The sequence below is a fragment of the Pseudomonas libanensis genome (assembly GCF_001439685.1).
Lineage (GTDB): Bacteria > Pseudomonadota > Gammaproteobacteria > Pseudomonadales > Pseudomonadaceae > Aquipseudomonas > Aquipseudomonas libanensis.
The window spans coordinates 1-20,564 of the sequence record NZ_JYLH01000003.1 but is presented as its reverse complement, the minus strand read 5'-3'; the positions used below and the strand labels follow the sequence as shown (position 1 = coordinate 20,564).

The window sequence follows — 20,564 nt, the reverse complement described above, 5'->3', positions numbered from 1 at the left end:
TGACATTTCTTCTTGAGGACACAGACTATGAGCAATATCCCTGCCGACCTGCGTTTTGCCGAAAGTCATGAGTGGGCGAAAAAGGAGGGTGATCTTATCGTAGTGGGCATCTCCGACCATGCACAGGAAGCTCTGGGCGATGTGGTGTTTGTGGAACTGCCGGAAATTGGCAAGGTGTTTGCCGCGGGCGATGCCGCAGGTGTGGTTGAGTCGGTGAAGGCTGCGTCGGATATTTACTCGCCGGTTGCTGGAGAAGTGATTGCGGTCAACGAAGAGTTGGGTGGTAGTCCGGAGCTTCTGAACAATGACCCTTACGGTGCCTGGATCTTCAAGCTCAAGCCAAGCAACCCGGCTGAGCTGGACAAGCTGCTTGACGCTGCCGGCTACGCAGCCGCTATCGGCGAGTAAACGCAGAGGCCATGTGGGAGGGGGCTTGCCCCCGATGGCGGAGTGTCAGTCAGTATATTTTTAACTGACCCACCGCTATCGGGGGCAAGCCCCCTCCCACATTTAATTGCACCGGCAGTAAGCGATCAGTCTTTTTTCAATACGGCTTTAACCGCCGCTACAGCCCGCTCCACATCCGCCTCTGTCATCGCTGTGAACATCGGCAACGACACGATCAAACGCCCGACACGCTCTGCCACCGGGAACATGCCTTCCTTGAAACCCTGCGCCCGATACAGGCTCAGCAGGTGAATGGGTGGGTAGTGATAGCCAATGCCGACGCCCTGGGCCTGCATCTGCTCCATGAACGTCGCACGTGCAGGCAGGCCATCGTGACGCTCCGGCAGCACCAGTTGGAACAGGTGCCAGTTGCTATTTTCGAAGTCCGGCGGCGGTAGTTGCGCGCCGTATTTCTCTTCAAAATCACTGCCAAAGCACTTGAAGTAATGGCGCGCCAGGTTCTGGCGGTGGGCGGTGATCTTCTCGATATGCGCAAACTGCCCCAGGCCAATGGCTGCGGCAATGTCGGTCATGTTGAACTTGCCGCCCAACACATCCACATCCAGGCCGTCGAAACCGCTGCGGGTCACGCCCTGCAGGCGATACTTCTCTGCCAGGCGGGCCTCCTCGGCGCTGTTCAACACCAGGCAGCCGCCTTCGGACGAAGTGATGTTCTTGTTCGCCTGGAAGCTGAACGATACGAAGTCGCCGGTGGCGCCAATTCGCTCTCCATCCCAACTGGACCCCAGGGCCTGGGCTGCATCTTCGACGATACGCAGGTTGTACTTGTTGGCCAGCGCGTAAAGCATCGGCATATCCAGGGGCAAACCGGCCAGGTAGACCGGGATGATCGCCTTGGTTCGCGGGGTGATGGCCGCTTCAACCTGGGCCAGGTCAATGTTGCGGGTCACCGGGTCGATATCGGCAAATACGGGCGTGGCGCCTACCTCGAGGATGACGTTGGCCGTGGCAACCCAGGAGATTGGCGTAGTGATGACCTCATCCCCAGGCCCGATGCCGGCGATGCGCAAGGCGATCTCCATGGTGCAGGTGCCCGAATTGAAGGTGCGCACCGGGCGCCCGCCAAAGTACTCCGACAATTGCGCTTCGAACGCCTGCACCTTCGGCCCGCTGGTGATCCAGCCGGAACGCAGGACATCGCCCACCGCCGAGATGGTGGCTTCATCAATGGTAGGTTTGGAAAACGGCAGGAAGGGCAGTTGGCTCATGTCGAAGAGGGCATCCGTTTCAGGTAGGCGACAGGTACTAATAGGCGAGTCAGTAACGCATGGTTGCACGGCGAGACTGAATATAGCCTGTCGCTCATGAACGATTCGTCAGCGTGCAGGCAAAAAAATGCCGCTTGTAAAAGCGGCATTTTTATCGGGCATGGTTACTCGGCTACGGCATTCTTCGCGAGGATGGCGTTGGCCAGCTCCATGTCCGTGGCCTTGAGGCCAGGGTTATCGGCGCGGACTTTCTGCATGGCCGCTTCCAGGTACGGGCCGCGAATGCCGCCGTCGCTGGCAACGAAGCTGCCTGCATCATCCTGGGCGGCAACGACCAGCTTGTGGTCCTTAAAGGTCAGGTAAGTCGAGCCGGTGGTGGCGCCCGACGAGATGACATTACGCCAGAAGCTATCGGCCATGGCTGAGCCGACAGGAAGGGAAAGCACAGCGAGGGTGGCGACAGCATATTTGAGACGCATGATGGGTGACTCCGGTGGGTTATCTGTACGTTTTGATTGTAGTTAAGCCAATCGAGTTCCATCACTGACTAAACAGTTTCAACCTTTAAAATCACCCCTTCCCGGCCAACCACGCGTACTTGAGCGCCTGCAGGCGTGTCGGCGCCAGTGACCATCCATACCCCATCGCCGACCTTGACCTTGCCACGGCCATCCACAATGGCCTGATGCACCACGAAGGTGCGCCCAATCAACTCGGTACCACGCTCATTCAGCCCCGGTTGATCGCTGGCCTTGGCACTGCTGCGCTGGCGTTTCCACCAGTACACCGCGGTCAATATTGACAACACGGCAAACAGCAGCAGTTGCCATTCCAGCCCGAGTGGCGGCACCAGGAACTTGATTACGCCCACAACGGCGGCGGCGATACCCATCCACAGCAGGTAACCTCCGGCACCGAACACCTCGAGAATCAACAGCACGGTGCCCAGCGCCAACCAATCCCAGAACGACAAATGCAGCAGGAACTCCCACATAGTGATCGCCTCAGACTTTCTGGTTGCCGAAAGTTGCTTTGACGATCTCGCCGATACCACCCACGGCGCCAATCACCTGGCTGGCTTCCAGCGGCATAAGGATGACTTTGCTGTTGTTGGCCGATGCCAGCTTGCCCAGGGCATCGATGTACTTTTGCGCGACGAAGTAGTTCACCGCCTGCACGTTACCCGACGCGATTGCCTCCGACACCACTTGTGTCGCCCGGGCTTCGGCTTCGGCCTGGCGTTCACGGGCTTCGGACTCCAGGAACGCCGCCTGGCGGCTACCTTCGGCTTCGAGGATCTGCGCTTGCTTCTTGCCTTCGGCCGTCAGGATCGCCGACGCTCGCAGGCCCTCGGCTTCGAGGATCTGTGCCCGCTTGATCCGCTCGGCTTTCATCTGGCCGGACATGGCCGCCATCAGGTCGGCGGGCGGGCTGATGTCCTTAATCTCGATACGGGTGATCTTGATACCCCACGGCGCGGTGGCTTCATCCACGGTGCGCAGCAGTTTTTCGTTGATACCGTCGCGCTGGCTCAGCATGGCATCCAGCTCCATGGAGCCGAGTACGGTACGGATATTGGTTTGCAGCAGGTTGCGGATGGCATGTTCGAGGTTGTTGACCTCGTAGGCGGCCTGGGCGGTGTTGACCACCTGGAAGAAGCACACGGCATCGATCTGCACAGTGGCGTTGTCGGCCGTGATGACTTCCTGGGGCGGGATATCCAGCACGCTTTCCATCACGTTGATCTTGCGACCGATGCGGTCCATGACCGGGATGATGATGTTCAGGCCGGGCTTGAGGGTGTTGGTGTAGCGACCGAAACGTTCGACGGTCCACTGGTAGCCTTGGGGCACCACTTTGAAGCCCATGAACAGGATGGCGATGGCCAGGCCCACGAAAAGAAGCAGTACGGTTCCGATCTGCATAACGATTCCCTATCTGAAGGTGTCAGTGAACGACATTAGGACGATTGTAACGGTCTGGTCACGAATAAAGACGGTTTCACGGCCCAACAAACAAAGGAATTGTTTCCGGATCCCCAGGTGTGATCCGTAAGACCTCCGTCATCGTGGTCAGGCCGGCCTGCACTTTATCGATGCCGGCCATGCGTAGGCTGTTCATCCCTTGGGCCAGTGCGCCACGGCGCAGCGCCTGTATGTCGGTGCCCGGGGTGACCATTGCCTTGAGCGCCGGGTCCATGGGCATGATTTCGTAGAGCCCGGCTCGGCCTCGATAACCGCTGTCACGGCATTCCACACAGCCGACGGCCTCGTAGCCGCCAACGTCTTCCAGTTTTGCCGGGCGCTTGCAGTGGGTACACAACACCCGCACTAGGCGCTGCGCCATAACGCCTATCAGCGTAGCTTTGATCAAATAATGAGCAATACCCAGCTCCTGTAACCGGCTGATGGCGCTGGGCGCGTCGTTGGTATGCAGGGACGAGAGCACCAAGTGCCCCGTCAACGCGGCCTGGATCGCCATCTCTGCGGTTTCCTGGTCGCGGATTTCGCCGATCATGATGATGTCGGGGTCCTGGCGCAGCAGAGCGCGGATGCCGCTGGCGAAGGTCAGGTCGATGTTGTGCTGCACCTGCATCTGGTTGAAGGCCGGCTCGACCATTTCGATCGGGTCCTCCACCGTGCATAGGTTGATCTCTCGGGTCGCCAGTTGCTTGAGGGTGGTGTAGAGGGTGCTGGTCTTGCCCGAGCCGGTCGGGCCTGTGACCAGGATGATTCCATTGGCTTGCTGGGTCATGGCGTGCCAGCGCTGCTGGTCTGTGCTCGACAAGCCCAACTGGTCGAAATTTTTGAGCAATACCTGGGGGTCAAAAATCCGCATCACCAGCTTTTCGCCAAACGCCGTCGGCAGGGTCGACAGGCGCAACTCCACCTCGACGCCCGCCGGGTTCCTGGTCTTGACGCGGCCATCCTGGGGCTTGCGCTTCTCAGCCACATTCATTCGCCCGAGGCTTTTTAAGCGGCTGACCACCGCCTTGGTGACCTGAGGCGGAAATTGATAGACGTCGTGCAACAGCCCATCAATGCGAAAGCGTACCCGGCCCTGCTCGCGGCAGGGCTCGATGTGGATATCGCTGGCCCGTTGGGCAAAGGCGTACTGCAACAGCCAGTCGACGATGTTGACGATATGGGCGTCATTGGCATCCGGCTCCTTGTCGCTGGCGCCGAGGCTAAGCAATTCGACGTTGCCGGGCGTCGCCATCTTTTGATCGGCGCCACTGACTGACTTGGCCAGGCGGTAAAACTCGTTGATGCAGCGCTGGATATCCCGGGGGTTGGCAACGACGCGCTTGATCGAACGCTTGAGTACCTGGGCGAGCCCGGCTTCCCAGGCGCTGACATGGGGCTGGGCGCTGGCGACCGTGACGCTCTGCGCATCCACGGCCACTGCAAGGATGCCGTGGCGTTGGGCGAAGGCATGGGACATCAGGGGCACCACCGCCGCTACGTCGATCTGCAACGGGTCGATGCGCAGGTAAGGCTGGCCGACATGCCGGGCCAGCCATTGGATCAAGGTCTCAAGGCAAGGGCCTTCGGCCGCGATGCATTCCAGAGGATGCAGGCTGCAGGGCGCTGCCGAAACGTTTTGCGCCGCCTGCGCCGTGATCAGCCCTTGCTCGATCAATGCCGGCAACAATTGATGCAGTTCCAAGGGGTAATCGCGGGAGGCAACGGACATGCAGGTTTTCCTGGGAGGTTTGGGACGTAATCCCAGGCTAGCCAACCCCTGAAATTCCTCCTCCCTGGGTGTTTTGCAGGCTGTTACCCAGCACTTACGGCCAGCGCTTGAGGCCGCTCGGAATCAGCCGGCCACAGCTCCAAGGCGCACACGCTGATCAGGTTTCGAATCTTTTCACCGATCACTTGGGCGCGGTGCCAACTCAGGCCGTCCATCACGATATCGATGTTCAGCAGGTCGGCTGCCCGGCTCACACTGACCTGGGCAGGGGTCAGGAACTGCAGCGCAAAATAGTTCAGCACCCGGCACAGCACGTCCGGTTCCGCTTCGGCGACGATGCGATAGTGCGCCTGGCAATGGGCGCTGTTGACGGCCCAGGCATCGACGCGCGTGGCAGGGTGGGTGGTTTCGACGGCATGCATGCTGACTCTCCAGATTCGACTGGAGAAATTTTTACATTCGTGTCGGGAGAATTCTTATCTAAGATGAGCTTCTTTTGTGGTTAATCAAATCGATCAATTCAAAATAAGCTTATTTACAGGTATTTATATGCACAGCGAGTTGGACGTCTATGACCGCCGCATCCTGGCCCTGCTGCAAGAGGATGCCTCGCTCTCCAGCGCACAGATCGCCGAGCAGGTCGGCCTGTCGCAGTCTCCCTGTTGGCGGCGCATTCAGCGGCTCAAGGAGGAGGGGGTGATCCGCGGCCAGGTCACCTTGCTGGACCGCAAGAAAATCGGGCTTAACACGCAGATTTTCGCCGAGGTCAAACTCAATGCCCATGGCCGCTCCAACTTCACCGAGTTCACCGAGGCGATCCGTGGGTTTCCGGAGGTGCTGGAGTGCTATGTGCTGATGGGAGCGGTGGATTTTCTGCTGCGTATCGTCGCGTCGGACATCGAGGCGTACGAACGGTTTTTCTTTGACAAGTTGTCGATGGTGCCGGGGATCCAGGAGGTCAATTCGATTGTGGCGTTGTCGGAGATCAAGTCCACTACCAGCCTGCCAGTATTGCGCTGACAGGGAGGGCCCCGTCGGGGGCAAGTCCCCTCCCACGTTGGAGTGCATTCCAATGTGGGAAGGGGCTTGCTCCCGATGGCGATATTACAGGCGCAGAAGCGTCTTCCAGGCCCGATTTTGATACACCGCAATCGCCTGATGCATACGCGCATCCAGCGACTCATCGGTAATCGGCTGGTTAGCCAGGTGCGCCAGCTTGTTCAGCTCACCGTACAAGCGGTCCAGTTCTGGAATGTCCACCACATGACGCGCATGGTGCAGCCAGGCCTGGATGCGTTCGATGCGCGGCAGTTGCTCGGCCAGGTCTTCCGGCTGTTGCTGGTAACGTGGCAGCTGCAGGGCGACGGCGTCGTCGGCCAACAGGCGTGGCAGCCAGTTGGTGATTTGCGCAGCGCCCTGGCGGTTACCGCGCACGTTACGCTCGGCGGTCCAGGTGCGGGCCAGCAGCCAGCGCGAGGTGTTCAGTGAGAACAGGCCCCAGCGCACGTCGGTCAACTCTTCGACGAACTGCTCCGGTGCGGCTTTACGAATGTCTTCATCGTCGTCACCGGCCTGGACCAGCGGGCGCCAGTCTTCCAGCAGTGCATCCAGGGCGCTGCGCAGCTCGCTGGTGGACTGACGCGGGGCGGCCTGGCCGAGGCTGCCGATCAGGGCGCGCAGTTCGCCGAGGTTTTCGACCCAGTCCTGCAGCAGGCGCCAGTGGCCGTTGAAACGGTATTGCTCGGCCAGGCGCTGGCTGCTGCCCAGCAGGTGCCACATGATTGCGGCGAAAGCATCGTCCAGCGGCATTTCGGCGTGGATCTGCGGCGCAGGCAGGCTCAGGGAGTAGCTGCTGGCGTCGTACAGGCGATAGCCACGCTCGGCCTTGCTGATGTCACAGGGCATCAGCGCCAGGGTCGCGGCCAGTTCGGCGGCCAGTTCCAGCAGGGCTGCGGGTTCGCCTTCGCGCAGTTCCAGTTCCAGCTCGCAGATTTCTTCCTTCTGCTTGCCGGCCACCACATGGCCCAGGTCCAGGGCGGCTTCGATCACCACCTTGGCCTTGCCGCGGCCCCAGGCGATTTCGGCGCGTTCGCGGACGAAGTCGGTGGTGAAGATCGGCTTGAGGGTTTTCTTGTCCAGCTCGGCCAGTTGCTCGGGCCAGCATTCGCCGTCGAGTTTCTTCACGTCGAGCTTGGCTTTAGGCAGGTCCCAGTTGTACTCGTTGCGTTCGGACAAGCCGGCGACGCTTTGGCCACGGGTCTTGAGGGTCTGGATGACGTCGTCACCGTCCTTGCGCAGGCGCAGGGCAACCTTGGCCTGGGCCAGGTCGCGCTCGGGAGTGTCGAAGTACTGGTTCATCAACTCTCGGCGTTCCCAGCCACTTTTGTTGCGTTTTTTCAGTAGCGGGTGCTCACGCAGCGCGGCGAGTGTTTCGCGGCTGACGCGGAGCTTGATTTCGGTTTCTTTCTGCATGGCCGGAAAATCCAGGATCGGGAGCGCAGCCGGGGAAAAGTGTGGCTGCCAAGGTCGTGCAGTGTACAGGACTGAGCCCGGCAACGTGCCGCAACGGTTTATTGTGTCGTGCAGATGCCTCTATAGTGAGCTTCATCCGGGAAGTTGGGAGACCGCGCATGCCGTTACCGTCCATGAAAGAGCAGTTCGCCGCCTTGATCGCCGCACCGTCGGTGAGTTGCACCCAAGCGTCGCTCGACCAGACCAACCGCCCGGTGATCGATCTGCTCGCCGCTTGGTTGGGCGATCTGGGGTTCGCCATCGATATCCAGCAAGTCAGCCCTGGCAAATTCAATCTGCTCGCCAGTTTCGGCAGCGGCCCCGGTGGCTTAGTGCTGGCGGGTCATAGCGATACGGTTCCTTATGATGCGGCGCTGTGGAAGACCGATCCGCTCAAGCTGACGGAAGTCGATGGCCGCTGGGTAGGACTGGGCAGTTGCGACATGAAGGGTTTTTTTGCCCTGGCCATTGAAGCGGTGTTGCCGTTGCTGGACCAGCCGTTCAAGCAGCCGCTGCTGATCCTCGCCACCTGTGACGAGGAAAGCTCCATGTCCGGTGCTCGCGCCCTGGCCGAGGCGGGGCGGCCTCTGGGGCGGGCGGCGGTGATTGGTGAGCCGACGGGCCTCAAGCCGATCCGACTGCACAAGGGCGTGATGATGGAACGCATCGACATCCTCGGCCGCAGCGGCCACTCGTCGGACCCAAGCCTGGGCCACAGCGCCCTCGAAGCCATGCACGATGCCATGGGCGAATTGCGTGGCCTGCGCCTGGCCTGGCAGCGCGAGTATCGCAATGCGCAATTCAGCGTGCCGCAACCGACCCTGAACTTCGGCTGCATCCACGGCGGCGACAACCCCAACCGCATCTGCGGCCAGTGTTCCCTGGAGTTCGACCTGCGCCCTTTGCCGGGCATGGACCCCGAGGTGCTGCGTGCGGCGATCCGGCAAAAGCTTGAACCCCTGGCCGAGCGCCACAAGGTCAAGATCGATTACGCGCCTTTGTTTCCCGAAGTGCCGCCTTTCGAGCAGCCCGAAGACGCCGAGTTGGTGCGGGTGGCGGAACGTTTGACCGGTCATCGTGCCGAAGCAGTAGCGTTCGGCACCGAAGCGCCTTATCTTCAGCGCCTTGGTTGTGAAACCCTGGTGCTTGGCCCCGGCGACATCGCCTGTGCCCACCAGCCGGGCGAGTACCTCGAAATGTCACGCTTGACGCCTACAGTGCGTCTATTGCGGGAACTGGTCGAACATTACTGCCTGAAACCTGCATAAATTAACCTTTGCCCATTCGTACATAAGGAGAGCGAGCGTGTCGCCAAGCCTGTTCCGACGATAACCATCAGCCCGCTGTGCGTTTTTTCGACTCATCCTTTTTCGGCTGCTTTTTATTACAGGCCCAGGTTCCATGCCCGAATACGTCAATTGGCTTCGCCACGCTTCGCCCTACATCAACGCCCACCGCGACTGCACCTTTGTGGTCATGCTGCCCGGCGATGGTGTGGACCACCCCAACTTCGGCAATATCGTCCACGACCTGGTGCTGCTCCACAGCCTGGGTGTGCGGCTGGTGTTGGTACACGGTTCGCGCCCACAGATTGAAACCCGCCTGCAGGCCCGCGGCCTGACCCCGGCTTACCACGAAGGCTTGCGTATCACCGATGCGGCAACGCTGGAGTGCGTGATCGACGCAGTAGGCCATTTGCGTATCGCCATTGAAGCGCGCCTGTCCATGGACATGGCCTCTTCGCCGATGCAGGGCTCGCGCCTGCGGGTGGCCAGCGGCAACCTGGTGACCGCGCGGCCGATCGGTGTGCTTGAGGGCGTCGACTACCATCACACCGGCGAAGTGCGCCGGGTCGACCGCAAGGGCATCAATCGCCTGCTGGACGAGCGTTCCATCGTGCTGCTGTCGCCATTGGGTTATTCGCCCACCGGTGAGATCTTCAACCTGGCCTGCGAAGACGTCGCCACCCGCGCCGCCATCGATTTGGGCGCCGACAAGCTGCTGTTGTTTGGTGCCGACCTGGGCCTGATCGATGAAAACGGTCGCCTGGTGCGTGAGCTGCGCCCACAGCAAGTGCCAGCGCACCTGCAACGCCTGGGCAGCAACTATCAAGCCGAGCTGCTCGACGCCGCCGCGCAAGCCTGCCGGGGTGGAGTGGGGCGCAGCCATATTGTCAGCTATGCCGAAGACGGCGCCTTGCTCACCGAGCTGTTCACCCGGGACGGTGGCGGTACGCTGGTGGCCCAGGAACAATTCGAGCTGGTGCGCGAAGCGGCGATTGAAGACGTCGGCGGCTTGCTCGACCTGATCAGCCCGTTGGAAGAGCAGGGCATCCTGGTACGGCGCTCGCGGGAAGTGCTGGAGCGTGAGATCGAACAGTTCAGCGTGGTCGAGCGCGAAGGCATGATCATCGCCTGCGCAGCGCTCTACCAGATCGCGGAGTCGGATGCGGGGGAGTTGGCTTGCCTGGCGGTTAACCCTGAATATCGCCACGGTGGGCGCGGCGATGAACTGCTGGAGCGCATTGAGACCCGAGCCCGGGCCCAGGGGTTGAAAACATTGTTCGTACTCACCACCCGTACCGCCCACTGGTTCCGAGAGCGCGGGTTTGTGCCGAGCAGCGTGGACCGGCTGCCGTCGGCGCGGGCGTCTCTTTACAACTATCAGCGCAACTCCAAGATCTTCGAGAAGGCGTTGTAAATGTGGGAGGGGGCTTGCTCCCGATAGCGGTGTTAACTGACCCACCGCTATCAGGAGCAAGCCCCCTCCCACATTTGATCTGCTTAGCGGCTGATAAATTTGTCGGTCACATACGCTGAATAGTCCGGCAACACCGTCTCCACCTTGCCTTGCTCCTTCAAGAACTTCGCCGTCTCCCCAATCGCCTTCGCCGTGCCGCCTTTAAGCAGCGCATCGGTTTGCTGCGCCTGTGCATCCGGGAACGTCCCAATGCTTCAGCGCACCGAGCAGGCTGTAATGGGAGGTTGAGACGAAGGGCGTGGCGATGGTTTTGCCGATCAGGTCTGTGGGTTTGTCGATGCCACTGCCATTGCGCACTACCAAGGCTTCAGAAGCGTTGATCTGTGCCGATACGATAAACGCGACGATGGGTAGATTGCGCGAAGCGGCTGCGGCGAGGGGGCTGGAACCAAGGTTGCCGATTTGTACATCGCCCGAGGCAATGGCCGTGACCACCTCCGGTCCGCTGTTGAACCGGCGCCAGGCGATTTTCTCGCCAATGGTTTTTTCATAGAGGCCGTCGACTTGGGGGACTTTGCTGGGGTCGATGCCGGTTTGATAGCCGACGGTTAAATCGGCGGCACTGACACTAAAAGAAAGTATTAGCGATACAAAAACTGTAACAAATTGACGGGAGGATGTGCGTTTGGCCATGATGGCGTCGCCTTTTTGATCGTGAGTGACGTATGCAACCGTGCGGTCACACTAATCGATCTAAAAAAGCACTGGTAAATACCCTTTAGGAATTAGCTTATGGAGCGGAGCGTCTATCCTGACCCGTCTGCTGCATGGAAAGTCTTATTCCTGGATCGTATGAAAAAGAATGAAATAATTCTTTTTGGGTGTATGAAAAACTCATTACCCTGCAGGGACCAAATCAACTGCGATTAGACCAAGGTAGTAGACATACAAGGTTACGATTGACTTGGCAGTCACTATCTGGCGCTAATCGCGCATCTGTGGATCCAGGGCGTCAGACCCGGGACCAAAGAAATACAAAAATTAGAAATGAGAGGAGCGGTACATGAAGAAGTCCACCTTGGCTGTGGCTGTAGCATTGGGCGCAATCGCCCAGCAAGCAGGCGCCGCCGGTTTCATCGAAGACAGCAAGGCCACACTGGGCCTGCGTAACTTTTACATCAACACCGATAACCGCGAAGGCGCTGGTGCAAACAAGAACGAAGAGTGGGGCCAAGGCTTCGATCTGCGTTTCATCTCCGGTTATACCCAAGGCACCGTTGGCTTCGGTCTTGACGCTATCGGCCTGCTGGGTGTTCGCCTGGATTCCGGCGGCGGCACCAACGGCGCGACTGCCAGCTCTTACGGCGGCACTATCTTCCCGAGCAAGTCCAATGGCGAAGCCGTTGATAACTACTCGAGCCTGGGCCTGACCGCCAAGGCCAAGATCTCCCAGACCGAACTGAAGCTGGGTACCTTGCAGCCCAAGCTGCCGGTCATCGTCACCAACGATGGTCGTATGCTGCCGCAGACCTTCCAGGGTGGCCAGATCACCTCCAGCGACATCAAGGACCTGACCTTGGTCGCCGGCCAGATCGAAAAAGCCAAGGGCCGTAACTCCAGCAACAATGAAAGCCTGTCCATCTCCGGGGCCAACAGCCGTGGTGCGAACTGGCGTTCGAGCAACAAGTTCTACTACGCCGGTGGTGACTACAAGATCACCAAGGACCTGACCGCCCAGTACTACTACGGCAACCTGGAAGATTTCTACAAGCAACACTTCCTGGGCCTGACCCACAACTGGGCTATCGGCCCTGGCGTGCTGAAGTCTGACCTGCGTTACTTCAACAGCTCCGACGACGGTAACAACGGCAACCAGTCCGCCTACTTCTCAACAGGTAACTACGGTGGCGTCAACTCCGGTCGTGGCAAAGTCGACAACAACCTGTACAGCGGCCTGTTCCTGTATTCGGTTGCCGGCCACACTTTCGGTGGCGGTTACCAGGTCAGCAATGGCAGCAGCGACTTCCCTTGGCTGAACCAGGGTGACGGCTCGTCGGCCTACATCACCACTGACATGCAGATCCAGAAGTTCGCCCGTGCCGGCGAGCGTACCTGGCAAGCTCGCTACTCCTACGACTTCGCCAAGGTTGGTGTACCTGGTCTGACCGCTGGTGTGGTTTACCTGAAAGGTGATCATATCGACACCGTTTCCGGCAACCGTACCGAGTTCACCGGCCAGTCCGAGTGGGAACGTGACATCACTGTTGCCTACGTCGTACCGGAAGGTCCGCTGAAGAACGTTGGCGTGGCGTGGAAAAACGCTATGTGGCGCAGCGATATCGCCAGCACGCGTAACCAGGACGAAAACCGCCTGATCGTCAGCTACTCGATCCCGCTGTTGTAAGCCTGTAAAACCTCGCCCGGCGCAATGCCGGGCAAGGTGTGTTGCTTTTTCAAGTCGGGCTCAACCCCCGCAAGCCCTTCCTGAACCCCTCTTTTTACAGCGTCTCAAGGCCTTCTCGAACCTTGAAAACAATGTTGATCCCCGCTTGTACCCAAGTCCAGTGAACACATTTTTAATATTCCTTTATCGTCTAAATAAATCGATATTTATTCTTTTTAAATAATCCCAGATCCATGCACAGTGGGCTCCATAAGCACTCACCAGGAGCTACACCATGAGCCTACGACTGGGCGACATCGCCCCCGACTTCGAACAGGATTCCAGCGCCGGCAAGATTCGTTTCCACGAATGGCTGGGAGACAGCTGGGGTGTGCTGTTTTCCCATCCGGCGGACTTCACTCCGGTGTGCACTACCGAGCTGGGCTTCACTGCCAAGCTCAAGGACGAATTCGCTAAACGTGGCGTCAAGGCCATCGCCCTGTCGGTAGACCCGGTGGATTCGCACCACAAGTGGATCGAAGACATCAACGAAACCCAGAACACCATCGTCAACTTCCCGATCCTGGCCGATGCCGATCGCAAGGTCTCGGACCTCTACGACCTGATCCATCCGAACGCCAGTGACACCCTTACCGTGCGCTCCTTGTTCGTGATCGACCCGAACAAGAAGATCCGCCTGACCATCACCTACCCGGCCAGCACCGGGCGTAACTTCCATGAAATCCTGCGGGTGATCGACTCATTGCAACTGACCGACAACCACAAGGTCGCTACCCCGGCCAACTGGCAGGATGGGGATGAAGTAGTGATCGTGCCGTCGCTCAAGGATGAGGAAGAGATCAAGAAACGCTTTCCCAAAGGCTATCGTGCGGTGAAGCCTTATCTGCGCCTTACACCGCAGCCTAACCGTTAAGGCTGATATCGCTATCGCGGGCAAGCCCGGCTCCCACAGGGGAATGCGGTCCACTGTGGGAGCCGGGCTTGCCCGCGATAGGGTCTTATAGGCAATACATATTTCCAGTTGCAAACCGTCTCACACAGCAGGGGTTTTCAGGCCGTTTCGACGGCTTTTTTTTCGCCTGGCGACTGATCAAATGCTTATGTATTTATGGAATAAACAAATGAATAAATAAGATTTATAGATATATAAATCTGCTGCTAAGGTCTGTCCCATCTTGGCGCCATCGCCACACGGCGAAGCGCCGACACTTGCTTGAGGAATTCCCTACATGCTGGTCGTAACACTTGGAGGCAGTCCCAGCCAGCGTTCCCGCTCCGGGGTGCTGCTGGATAAAACCCGTCAGTGGCTGCAACGCCAGGGCGTGGAAGTGGTGAGTTACCAGATACGGGACTTCCCGGCCGAGGACTTGCTGCATGCGCGCTTCGACAGCCCTAAAGTCATCGACCTGCTGCAACAGGTGGCCAATGCCGACGGCCTGGTGATCGCCACGCCGGTGTACAAAGCGTCGTTTTCCGGCGCGTTGAAAACCGTGTTGGACCTGCTGCCCGAACGCGCCCTGGCCCATAAGGTGGTGTTGCCAATAGCCACCGGGGGCAGCATCGCCCACATGCTGGCGGTGGACTACGCCTTGAAGCCGGTGTTGTCGGCCCTCAAAGCCCAGGAATTGCTCCACGGTATCTTTGCCGAAGACAGCCAGATCGCCTATGGCGAAGGCAGCGTCCAGGCGCAACTGGTGCCAGTGCTGGAGCAGCGTTTGCACGAGGCCCTGGAACAGCTCTACAGCGCCATGGCCCGGCGCCCGAAACCACTGGACCCAGATGTATTGAATGAACGTTTGTTGAGCGCTCGCTGGAGCATCTGAGCCTTACCAATATCGAGAAACACTCACCTTACTCAGCCGCCAACGGCCAAGCAGGTGCAGCCAAAACCCTAATCGCAACTGTGGAGAGAGCGCCATGCGCACTGTCATCTTGCGTCGTGGTCTGGTCGCACTGTTTGCTGCGGCTGTGTCCTTCGGCGCCATTGTTCAAGCCCAAGCCGCCGAGACCCTGCGGATCGGTTATCAGAAGTACGGCACCCTGGTGCTGCTCAAGGCCAAGGGCTCCCTGGAAAAACGCCTCGCCGCCCAGGGCGTGCAGGTGCAGTGGACCGAGTTCCCCGGCGGCCCGCAGTTGCTGGAGGGCCTGAACGTCGGCGCCATCGACTTCGGCGTCACCGGCGAAACCCCGCCGGTCTTTGCCCAGGCTGCCGGCGCTGATCTGCTCTATGTCGCCTACGAACCGCCAGCGCCCACCAGCGAAGCGATCCTGGTGCCCAAGGACTCGCCGATCAAATCGGTGGCCGAGTTGAAGGGCAAAAAGGTCGTGCTCAACAAAGGCTCCAACGTGCATTACCTGCTGGTGCGTGCCCTGGCAGATGCCGGCCTCAACTACACCGACGTGAAGACGGTATTCCTGCCGCCCGCTGATGCCCGCGCCGCATTCGAGCGCGGCAGCGTGGACGCCTGGGTGATCTGGGACCCCTACCAGGCTGCCGCCGAGAATCAACTGCAGGCCCGTACCCTGCGCGACGGCACCGGCATCGCCGACAACCATCAGTTCTACCTTGCCACCAAGCCCTATGCCGAGCAACACCCTGAAGTGATCAAGGCATTGGTGGAAGAAGTGCGCGCAGTGGGCGAGTGGTCCAAGGCCAACCCTCAGCAGGTCACCGAGCAAGTCGCACCACTGCTGGGCCTGCCGCCCGACATCACCCTGACCTCGGTGAAACGCCAGGGTTACGGCGCGCTGTTCCTGACGCCCGAAGTAGTCGCCGCCCAGCAAAAAATCGCCGACACCTTTTACCAACTCAAATTGATCCCCAAGCCCTTGAGCATCAAGGACGTGATCTGGACGCCACCCGCCGCGGTTGCCAAAGCGCCGTAATTCGACTTCTTCAGGAGACAACTCCATGAGCCTCAATATTTTCTGGTTCCTGCCTACCCATGGCGACGGCCATTACCTTGGCACCGCCGAAGGCGCTCGCGCCGTCGACCACGGCTACCTGCAACAAGTGGCCCAGGCCGCTGACCGCCTGGGTTTCGGTGGAGTGTTGATTCCCACCGGTCGTTCCTGCGAAGACTCGTGGCTGGTGGCGGCCTCGCTGATTCCAGTGACCCAGCGCTTGAAATTCCTCGTCGCGCTGCGCCCCGGGATCATTTCCCCGACGGTGGCCGCACGCCAGGCTGCAACCCTGGACCGCTTGTCCGGGGGGCGCGCGTTGTTCAACCTGGTCACCGGCGGTGACCCCGAAGAGCTGGCCGGCGACGGCTTGTTCCTCAGCCACGAAGAGCGCTACCAGGCCTCGGTGGAATTCACCCGCATCTGGCGCCGGGTGCTGGAGGGCGAAACCGTGGACTACGACGGCGAGCACATCAGCGTCAAAGGCGCCAAGTTGCTTTACCCGCCAATCCAGCAACCACGCCCGCCGCTGTACTTCGGTGGTTCCTCCGAAGCCGCCCAGGACCTGGCAGCCGAACAGGTGGAAATGGTGCTGACCTGGGGCGAGCCCCCGGCTGCGGTCGCGGAAAAAATCGCCCAGGTTCGCGCCAAGGCCGAAAAACTCGGACGTACCCTGCGCTTCGGCATTCGCCTGCATGTGATTGTGCGCGAGACCAACGAAGAGGCCTGGAAGGCCGCCGACAAACTCATCTCCCATCTGGACGACGACACCATCGCCCGCGCCCAGGCATCCCTGGCGCGCTTCGACTCGGTCGGCCAGCAACGCATGGCGGCCTTGCATGGCGGCAGCCGTGACAACCTGGAAGTCAGCCCCAACCTGTGGGCCGGCGTCGGCCTGGTGCGGGGCGGTGCCGGGACTGCGCTGGTCGGCGATGGTCCGACGGTTGCAGCACGGGTCAAGGAATACGCGGACCTGGGCATCGATACCTTTATCTTCTCCGGTTATCCGCACCTGGAAGAGTCTTATCGGGTCGCCGAGCTGTTGTTCCCGCATTTGGATATCGAACGTCCCGAGTTGCCGAAAAGCGCTGGCTACGTCAGCCCGTTCGGCGAGATGGTCGCCAACGATATCCTTCCCAAAGCTGCGTCACAGAGTTGAGGCGCCGCCATGGACTTTGAAAAATTCAGTCATCGCGTGGCGCCCTGGGTGCTGCCGATCTTGTTGTTGGCGGTGTGGCAGCTGTCAGTCTCGGCGGGTTGGCTGTCGACGCGCATCCTGCCAGCGCCGAGTGCGGTGATCGAAGCCGGGGTCAACCTGGTGGTCAGCGGCGAAATCTGGACCCACCTGGCTATCAGCGGCTGGCGTGCTGGCCTGGGCTTTGTGATCGGCGGCAGCATAGGTTTGGCCCTGGGCTTTATCACCGGGTTGTCGAAGTGGGGCGAGCGCTTGCTGGACAGCTCTGTGCAGATGATTCGTAACGTGCCGCACCTGGCGCTGATCCCGCTGGTGATCCTGTGGTTCGGCATTGACGAAACCGCGAAGATTTTCCTGGTGGCCCTGGGCACGTTGTTCCCGATTTACCTGAACACCTACCACGGCATCCGCAACGTTGACCCGGCGCTGGTGGAAATGTCGCGCAGCTACGGCTTGTCCGGGTTCAGCCTGTTCTGGCAAGTGATCCTGCCGGGCGCACTGCCGTCGATCCTGGTGGGCGTGCGTTTTGCCCTGGGCTTTATGTGGCTGACGCTGATCGTGGCGGAAACCATTTCGGCCAGCTCCGGTATCGGCTACCTGGCGATGAATGCCCGTGAATTCCTGCAAACCGACGTGGTGGTGCTGGCCATCGTCATGTACGCCATCCTCGGCAAACTCGCCGACCTGGCCGCCCGTGGCCTGGAACGTGTGTGGCTGCGCTGGCACCCTGCTTATCAAGTGAATAAAGGAGGTGCGGCATGACCGCTCAACAACCTCCACGCCTGTTGAAAGGCATTCCGCTGGCGGTGCGCAAGTTGCGCAAGGCCTTTGGTGTGCGGGAAGTGCTCAAAGAGATTGATCTGCATATCCCGGCGGGGCAGTTCGTGGCCGTGGTCGGTCGCAGTGGCTGCGGCAAAAGTACCTTGCTGCGCCTGTTGGCGGGCCTGGACAAAGCCAGTGGCGGCGAGCTGCTGGCCGGCTCCGCGCCGCTGCACGAGGCCATTGAAGACACGCGGTTGATGTTCCAGGAAGCGCGTTTGCTGCCGTGGAAAAAGATCATCGACAACGTCGGCCTTGGCCTCACGGGCAACTGGCGCCCTCGAGCGCTGCAAGCCTTGGAAGCGGTGGGCCTGGCCGAGCGCGCCAATGAATGGCCGGCGGCCTTGTCTGGTGGCCAGAAGCAGCGTGTGGCACTGGCCCGTGCGTTGATCCACCAACCGCGCCTGCTGTTGCTCGACGAGCCGCTGGGGGCGCTGGATGCCCTGACCCGCATCGAGATGCAGCAACTGATCGAAAACCTCTGGCAGAAGCACGGCTTTACTGTGCTGCTGGTGACCCACGACGTCAGCGAGGCCGTGGCAATTGCCGACCGGGTGATTCTGATTGAGGACGGCGAAATCGGCCTCGACCTGAATGTCGACCTGCCACGCCCTCGGGCCCGGGGTTCACACCGCCTGGCCGCTCTGGAAGCCGAAGTACTCAACCGTGTGCTGTCGCTGCCCGGCTCACCACCGGAACCCGAACCTGTTTCACCGCTGCCGACGCAATTGCGTTGGGCGCAATAACCCACTTGTCCTTAGAAGGAACAACACCATGACTATCAAAGCTATCAACGTGCGTAACCAGTTCAAAGGCACCATCAAGGAAATCGTGGTCGGCGATGTGCTGTCGGAAATCGATGTGCAGACTGCGTCCGGCATCGTCACTTCGGTGATTACCACGCGTTCGGTGAAAGAGCTGGAGCTGGTGATTGGCAGTGAAGTGATTGCTTTTGTGAAATCCACTGAGGTGTCGATTGCCAAGTTGTGATAACCCCACTGATCGTTCCCACGCAGAGCGTGGGAACGATCAAATGAGGCCGGTCCAGGCTCGCCGCTTGGGCAGATACGCCGGCAAATAAAGCCCCACATAGGCATCAAACACCCTCATCCCTTCTTCCGCCATACGCGGCGTGATCAGCCCATGCTGATGCACCGAGCGCGCATACACGCGGTCGCTCAGCTCCAGCGCCAGGGCAAATACATCCACGTCCTTGGGCAAGCTCGGCACTTCGAAGTGGCGGTTGAACACCTCCAGCATCAAGTCCCCCAGCTCCAGGTCATGCTGACGATCGGCCTGGGTGACTTCGGTCAGCCCGTGCTGGGCCAGGATCAACTGGCGTGCAGCAGCGTCCTTGTCATAAACGGTGAGCATGCGTTGTTCAACGATGCAGGACAGGTCACGCCAGTGCCTGAGTGACTCATGCTCGATGGGCGCCTGGATGGCGGCACGGAAGGCGGCGTGAACGTCAGCAGTCAACGCCTCCAGTAACGCCGGCACACTGGCGAAAAAGTGATACACCGACGACGGTGGAATCTGTGCTCGTTCGGCCACGCTGTAGATCGACAAACTCGCCACGCCTTCGGTGGCCAGCAAGGTGCGGGCGGCTTCAAGGATCGCATCGATCCGGGCCTGGCTGCGGGCGCGGGGTTTGCGAGGCGGGGCGGGGCGAGTGGGCATGGAAGTCTCCTACAAGGCAGCGGGCATTGTATGAGCAGGAAGGTGTGTTGTCTGCCAGGCCGCTATCGCAGGCAAGCCAGCTCCCACAGTGGATCGCATTTCAAGGTTGAAACGCGGTCAAATGTGGGAGCTGGCTTGCCTGCGAAGGCGGCCTTAAAGCCGACCAGGATCTCGGGTCAGATCGCGTACATATCCGTTCCTGCGGTAATGGCTGCTATTGGTTCCGCTTTTACAGCGGGTCACTTTTGAAAAGAGCCCAAAAGTAACCAAAAGGCTCTTGCCCCACCACTCGGCACCTCGCTCAGGCTCGGTGTGCCCGTAATTCGCCAGTGATTTGGGAGGTCGCCGCCACGCGCCATCCATGGCGCGGGGCGGCTAAACCGGCATCCCTGCCGGTTTACCCCCCAAACCCCTGTCGAATTCCGGCCAGCGTGGTTTAACGGGGCGCCGAAGATCAAAAGCAAGCGGCGTTTTTCAAGGTAGTTGTCGCGTCAACCGTTCTGCTATGCCGCTTTTTGTTCGGTCTGCTGTTCCCGATCTGGATTCAGCAGCACCGTTCCTACCGGTTCCCAGTTACGTGTTTGTCCTGACCACCGTTCAGGTCTTTTCCGGCGCTCCCGCTCATACAGCTCATGGCGCAGTGCCAGGATCTGATGATCTTTCCCTCCATGGCGCTCTGATGGGGTGACGAAGCGGATCCGGCTGTGCCGGTGTTCGCTGTTGTACCACCGCATAAAATCCCTCACCCAAGTCCGCGCAGCGTCCAAGCTGGCGAAGCCTTCCAAGGGCCATTGCGGGCAGTACTTCAGTGTCCTAAACAGTGATTCCGAGTACGGGTTGTCATTGCTTACGCGTGGACGACCGCGAGAAGGCGTGATGCCCAGCTCATACATTTTGCTTAACAGCGTCACCGATTTCATTGGCGCTCCGTTATCAGAGTGCAACACCAAGGGCTCACGCAGGCACTTCTCATTGATCACGC

At 59.9% G+C, this 20,564-nt stretch carries 21 protein-coding genes and 1 pseudogene; 12 read left to right on the top strand and 10 right to left on the bottom strand.

Features of this window, described 5'->3' with window-relative positions; genetic code table 11:
- The first annotated feature begins 27 nt into the window (after positions 1 to 27).
- Positions 28 to 408 carry a glycine cleavage system protein GcvH gene (gcvH, locus tag TU73_RS05445; protein WP_057011348.1) on the top strand — a complete coding sequence of 127 codons (381 nt, stop codon included), beginning with the start codon at positions 28 to 30 and terminating at the stop codon, positions 406 to 408.
- Positions 409 to 533: 125 nt separating this feature from the next.
- On the opposite strand, the gene TU73_RS05440 is transcribed toward gcvH, so the two are convergent.
- From TU73_RS05440 to TU73_RS05415, 6 genes are all read right to left on the bottom strand, one after another.
- On the bottom strand, positions 534 to 1,676 hold the full coding sequence (locus TU73_RS05440) for a DegT/DnrJ/EryC1/StrS family aminotransferase (RefSeq protein ID WP_057011347.1): 1,143 nt from the start codon (positions 1,674 to 1,676) through the stop codon (positions 534 to 536).
- Between the two features lie 164 nt (positions 1,677 to 1,840).
- Positions 1,841 to 2,155 carry a DUF2388 domain-containing protein gene (locus TU73_RS05435; protein ID WP_034116324.1) on the bottom strand — a complete coding sequence of 105 codons (315 nt, stop codon included), beginning with the start codon at positions 2,153 to 2,155 and terminating at the stop codon, positions 1,841 to 1,843.
- Between the two features lie 68 nt (positions 2,156 to 2,223).
- Positions 2,224 to 2,670 (bottom strand): NfeD family protein, encoded by a 447-nt coding sequence (locus tag TU73_RS05430; protein WP_057011346.1) that lies wholly within the window; start codon positions 2,668 to 2,670, stop codon positions 2,224 to 2,226.
- Positions 2,671 to 2,680: 10 nt separating this feature from the next.
- Positions 2,681 to 3,601 (bottom strand): SPFH domain-containing protein, encoded by a 921-nt coding sequence (locus TU73_RS05425; protein ID WP_057011345.1) that lies wholly within the window; start codon positions 3,599 to 3,601, stop codon positions 2,681 to 2,683.
- Between the two features lie 76 nt (positions 3,602 to 3,677).
- A complete protein-coding gene (locus TU73_RS05420) occupies positions 3,678 to 5,372 on the bottom strand; it encodes a GspE/PulE family protein (protein ID WP_057011344.1) in 1,695 nt (564 codons plus the stop codon).
- Between the two features lie 83 nt (positions 5,373 to 5,455).
- Positions 5,456 to 5,794, bottom strand: coding sequence for a hypothetical protein (locus TU73_RS05415; RefSeq protein WP_057011343.1), 339 nt, complete (start codon positions 5,792 to 5,794; stop codon positions 5,456 to 5,458).
- 127 nt (positions 5,795 to 5,921) lie between these two features.
- Here TU73_RS05415 and TU73_RS05410 point away from each other — a divergent pair, with 127 nt between their 5' ends.
- Entirely contained in the window at positions 5,922 to 6,392 is a 471-nt protein-coding gene (locus TU73_RS05410) for an Lrp/AsnC family transcriptional regulator (protein WP_043046970.1), read from the top strand.
- A gap of 84 nt (positions 6,393 to 6,476) precedes the next feature.
- Here TU73_RS05410 and TU73_RS05405 read toward each other — a convergent pair whose 3' ends face one another.
- The gene (locus tag TU73_RS05405; protein WP_057011342.1) at positions 6,477 to 7,844 is read right to left on the bottom strand and encodes a CYTH domain-containing protein; all 1,368 of its coding nucleotides are present in this window, start codon (positions 7,842 to 7,844) and stop codon (positions 6,477 to 6,479) included.
- 158 nt (positions 7,845 to 8,002) lie between these two features.
- On the opposite strand from TU73_RS05405, the gene argE reads away from it, so the two are divergent.
- Positions 8,003 to 9,151: an acetylornithine deacetylase gene (gene argE / locus TU73_RS05400; RefSeq protein WP_057011341.1), complete on the top strand. Its 1,149-nt coding sequence runs from the start codon at positions 8,003 to 8,005 to the stop codon at positions 9,149 to 9,151.
- A 133-nt stretch (positions 9,152 to 9,284) separates the two neighbouring features.
- Positions 9,285 to 10,583 (top strand): amino-acid N-acetyltransferase, encoded by a 1,299-nt coding sequence (gene argA / locus TU73_RS05395; RefSeq protein WP_057011340.1) that lies wholly within the window; start codon positions 9,285 to 9,287, stop codon positions 10,581 to 10,583.
- Positions 10,584 to 10,823: 240 nt separating this feature from the next.
- Here the strand turns inward: argA and TU73_RS29590 are convergent.
- A pseudogene (locus tag TU73_RS29590) lies at positions 10,824 to 11,213 on the bottom strand (ABC transporter substrate-binding protein); the annotation flags it as partial.
- A 433-nt stretch (positions 11,214 to 11,646) separates the two neighbouring features.
- On the opposite strand from TU73_RS29590, the gene TU73_RS05385 reads away from it, so the two are divergent.
- From TU73_RS05385 to TU73_RS05350, 8 genes are all read left to right on the top strand, one after another.
- Positions 11,647 to 12,987: an OprD family porin gene (locus tag TU73_RS05385; protein WP_057011339.1), complete on the top strand. Its 1,341-nt coding sequence runs from the start codon at positions 11,647 to 11,649 to the stop codon at positions 12,985 to 12,987.
- A 274-nt stretch (positions 12,988 to 13,261) separates the two neighbouring features.
- The gene (locus TU73_RS05380) at positions 13,262 to 13,900 is read left to right on the top strand and encodes a peroxiredoxin (RefSeq protein WP_003213910.1); all 639 of its coding nucleotides are present in this window, start codon (positions 13,262 to 13,264) and stop codon (positions 13,898 to 13,900) included.
- A 316-nt stretch (positions 13,901 to 14,216) separates the two neighbouring features.
- Positions 14,217 to 14,810, top strand: coding sequence for an NADPH-dependent FMN reductase (gene ssuE / locus TU73_RS05375; protein WP_043046976.1), 594 nt, complete (start codon positions 14,217 to 14,219; stop codon positions 14,808 to 14,810).
- Between the two features lie 94 nt (positions 14,811 to 14,904).
- Positions 14,905 to 15,873, top strand: a complete 969-nt coding sequence (locus TU73_RS05370) for a sulfonate ABC transporter substrate-binding protein (protein ID WP_057011338.1) — start codon at positions 14,905 to 14,907, stop codon at positions 15,871 to 15,873.
- A gap of 25 nt (positions 15,874 to 15,898) precedes the next feature.
- Positions 15,899 to 17,047 carry an FMNH2-dependent alkanesulfonate monooxygenase gene (ssuD, locus tag TU73_RS05365; protein ID WP_043046978.1) on the top strand — a complete coding sequence of 383 codons (1,149 nt, stop codon included), beginning with the start codon at positions 15,899 to 15,901 and terminating at the stop codon, positions 17,045 to 17,047.
- Between the two features lie 9 nt (positions 17,048 to 17,056).
- Positions 17,057 to 17,845 (top strand): aliphatic sulfonate ABC transporter permease SsuC, encoded by a 789-nt coding sequence (gene ssuC / locus TU73_RS05360; protein ID WP_043046979.1) that lies wholly within the window; start codon positions 17,057 to 17,059, stop codon positions 17,843 to 17,845.
- The gene (gene ssuB, locus TU73_RS05355) at positions 17,842 to 18,648 is read left to right on the top strand and encodes an aliphatic sulfonates ABC transporter ATP-binding protein (RefSeq protein WP_057011337.1); all 807 of its coding nucleotides are present in this window, start codon (positions 17,842 to 17,844) and stop codon (positions 18,646 to 18,648) included. The genes ssuC and ssuB overlap by 4 nt, the downstream gene beginning before the upstream one ends.
- A 28-nt stretch (positions 18,649 to 18,676) precedes the next feature.
- Positions 18,677 to 18,892 carry a TOBE domain-containing protein gene (locus TU73_RS05350; protein ID WP_003176783.1) on the top strand — a complete coding sequence of 72 codons (216 nt, stop codon included), beginning with the start codon at positions 18,677 to 18,679 and terminating at the stop codon, positions 18,890 to 18,892.
- 39 nt (positions 18,893 to 18,931) lie between these two features.
- On the opposite strand, the gene TU73_RS05345 is transcribed toward TU73_RS05350, so the two are convergent.
- Both TU73_RS05345 and TU73_RS05340 read right to left on the bottom strand, forming a co-directional pair.
- Complete coding sequence (locus TU73_RS05345; RefSeq protein ID WP_057011336.1) at positions 18,932 to 19,582, bottom strand: TetR/AcrR family transcriptional regulator; 651 nt, start codon at positions 19,580 to 19,582, stop codon at positions 18,932 to 18,934.
- A 503-nt stretch (positions 19,583 to 20,085) separates the two neighbouring features.
- On the bottom strand, positions 20,086 to 20,564 hold a 479-nt coding region (locus tag TU73_RS05340; protein ID WP_156421191.1), incomplete at its 5' end, for an integrase core domain-containing protein.

Bases quoted from the DNA above. Each gene is read 5' to 3' on its own strand.
- gcvH (WP_057011348.1), top strand. From the start codon at position 28: ATGAGCAATATCCCTGCCGACCTGCGTTTTGCCGAAAGTCATGAGTGG.
- TU73_RS05440 (WP_057011347.1), bottom strand. From the start codon at position 1,676: ATGAGCCAACTGCCCTTCCTGCCGTTTTCCAAACCTACCATTGATGAA.
- TU73_RS05435 (WP_034116324.1), bottom strand. From the start codon at position 2,155: ATGCGTCTCAAATATGCTGTCGCCACCCTCGCTGTGCTTTCCCTTCCT.
- TU73_RS05430 (WP_057011346.1), bottom strand. From the start codon at position 2,670: ATGTGGGAGTTCCTGCTGCATTTGTCGTTCTGGGATTGGTTGGCGCTG.
- TU73_RS05425 (WP_057011345.1), bottom strand. From the start codon at position 3,601: ATGCAGATCGGAACCGTACTGCTTCTTTTCGTGGGCCTGGCCATCGCC.
- TU73_RS05420 (WP_057011344.1), bottom strand. From the start codon at position 5,372: ATGTCCGTTGCCTCCCGCGATTACCCCTTGGAACTGCATCAATTGTTG.
- TU73_RS05415 (WP_057011343.1), bottom strand. From the start codon at position 5,794: ATGCATGCCGTCGAAACCACCCACCCTGCCACGCGCGTCGATGCCTGG.
- TU73_RS05410 (WP_043046970.1), top strand. From the start codon at position 5,922: ATGCACAGCGAGTTGGACGTCTATGACCGCCGCATCCTGGCCCTGCTG.
- TU73_RS05405 (WP_057011342.1), bottom strand. From the start codon at position 7,844: ATGCAGAAAGAAACCGAAATCAAGCTCCGCGTCAGCCGCGAAACACTC.
- argE (WP_057011341.1), top strand. From the start codon at position 8,003: ATGCCGTTACCGTCCATGAAAGAGCAGTTCGCCGCCTTGATCGCCGCA.
- argA (WP_057011340.1), top strand. From the start codon at position 9,285: ATGCCCGAATACGTCAATTGGCTTCGCCACGCTTCGCCCTACATCAAC.
- TU73_RS05385 (WP_057011339.1), top strand. From the start codon at position 11,647: ATGAAGAAGTCCACCTTGGCTGTGGCTGTAGCATTGGGCGCAATCGCC.
- TU73_RS05380 (WP_003213910.1), top strand. From the start codon at position 13,262: ATGAGCCTACGACTGGGCGACATCGCCCCCGACTTCGAACAGGATTCC.
- ssuE (WP_043046976.1), top strand. From the start codon at position 14,217: ATGCTGGTCGTAACACTTGGAGGCAGTCCCAGCCAGCGTTCCCGCTCC.
- TU73_RS05370 (WP_057011338.1), top strand. From the start codon at position 14,905: ATGCGCACTGTCATCTTGCGTCGTGGTCTGGTCGCACTGTTTGCTGCG.
- ssuD (WP_043046978.1), top strand. From the start codon at position 15,899: ATGAGCCTCAATATTTTCTGGTTCCTGCCTACCCATGGCGACGGCCAT.
- ssuC (WP_043046979.1), top strand. From the start codon at position 17,057: ATGGACTTTGAAAAATTCAGTCATCGCGTGGCGCCCTGGGTGCTGCCG.
- ssuB (WP_057011337.1), top strand. From the start codon at position 17,842: ATGACCGCTCAACAACCTCCACGCCTGTTGAAAGGCATTCCGCTGGCG.
- TU73_RS05350 (WP_003176783.1), top strand. From the start codon at position 18,677: ATGACTATCAAAGCTATCAACGTGCGTAACCAGTTCAAAGGCACCATC.
- TU73_RS05345 (WP_057011336.1), bottom strand. From the start codon at position 19,582: ATGCCCACTCGCCCCGCCCCGCCTCGCAAACCCCGCGCCCGCAGCCAG.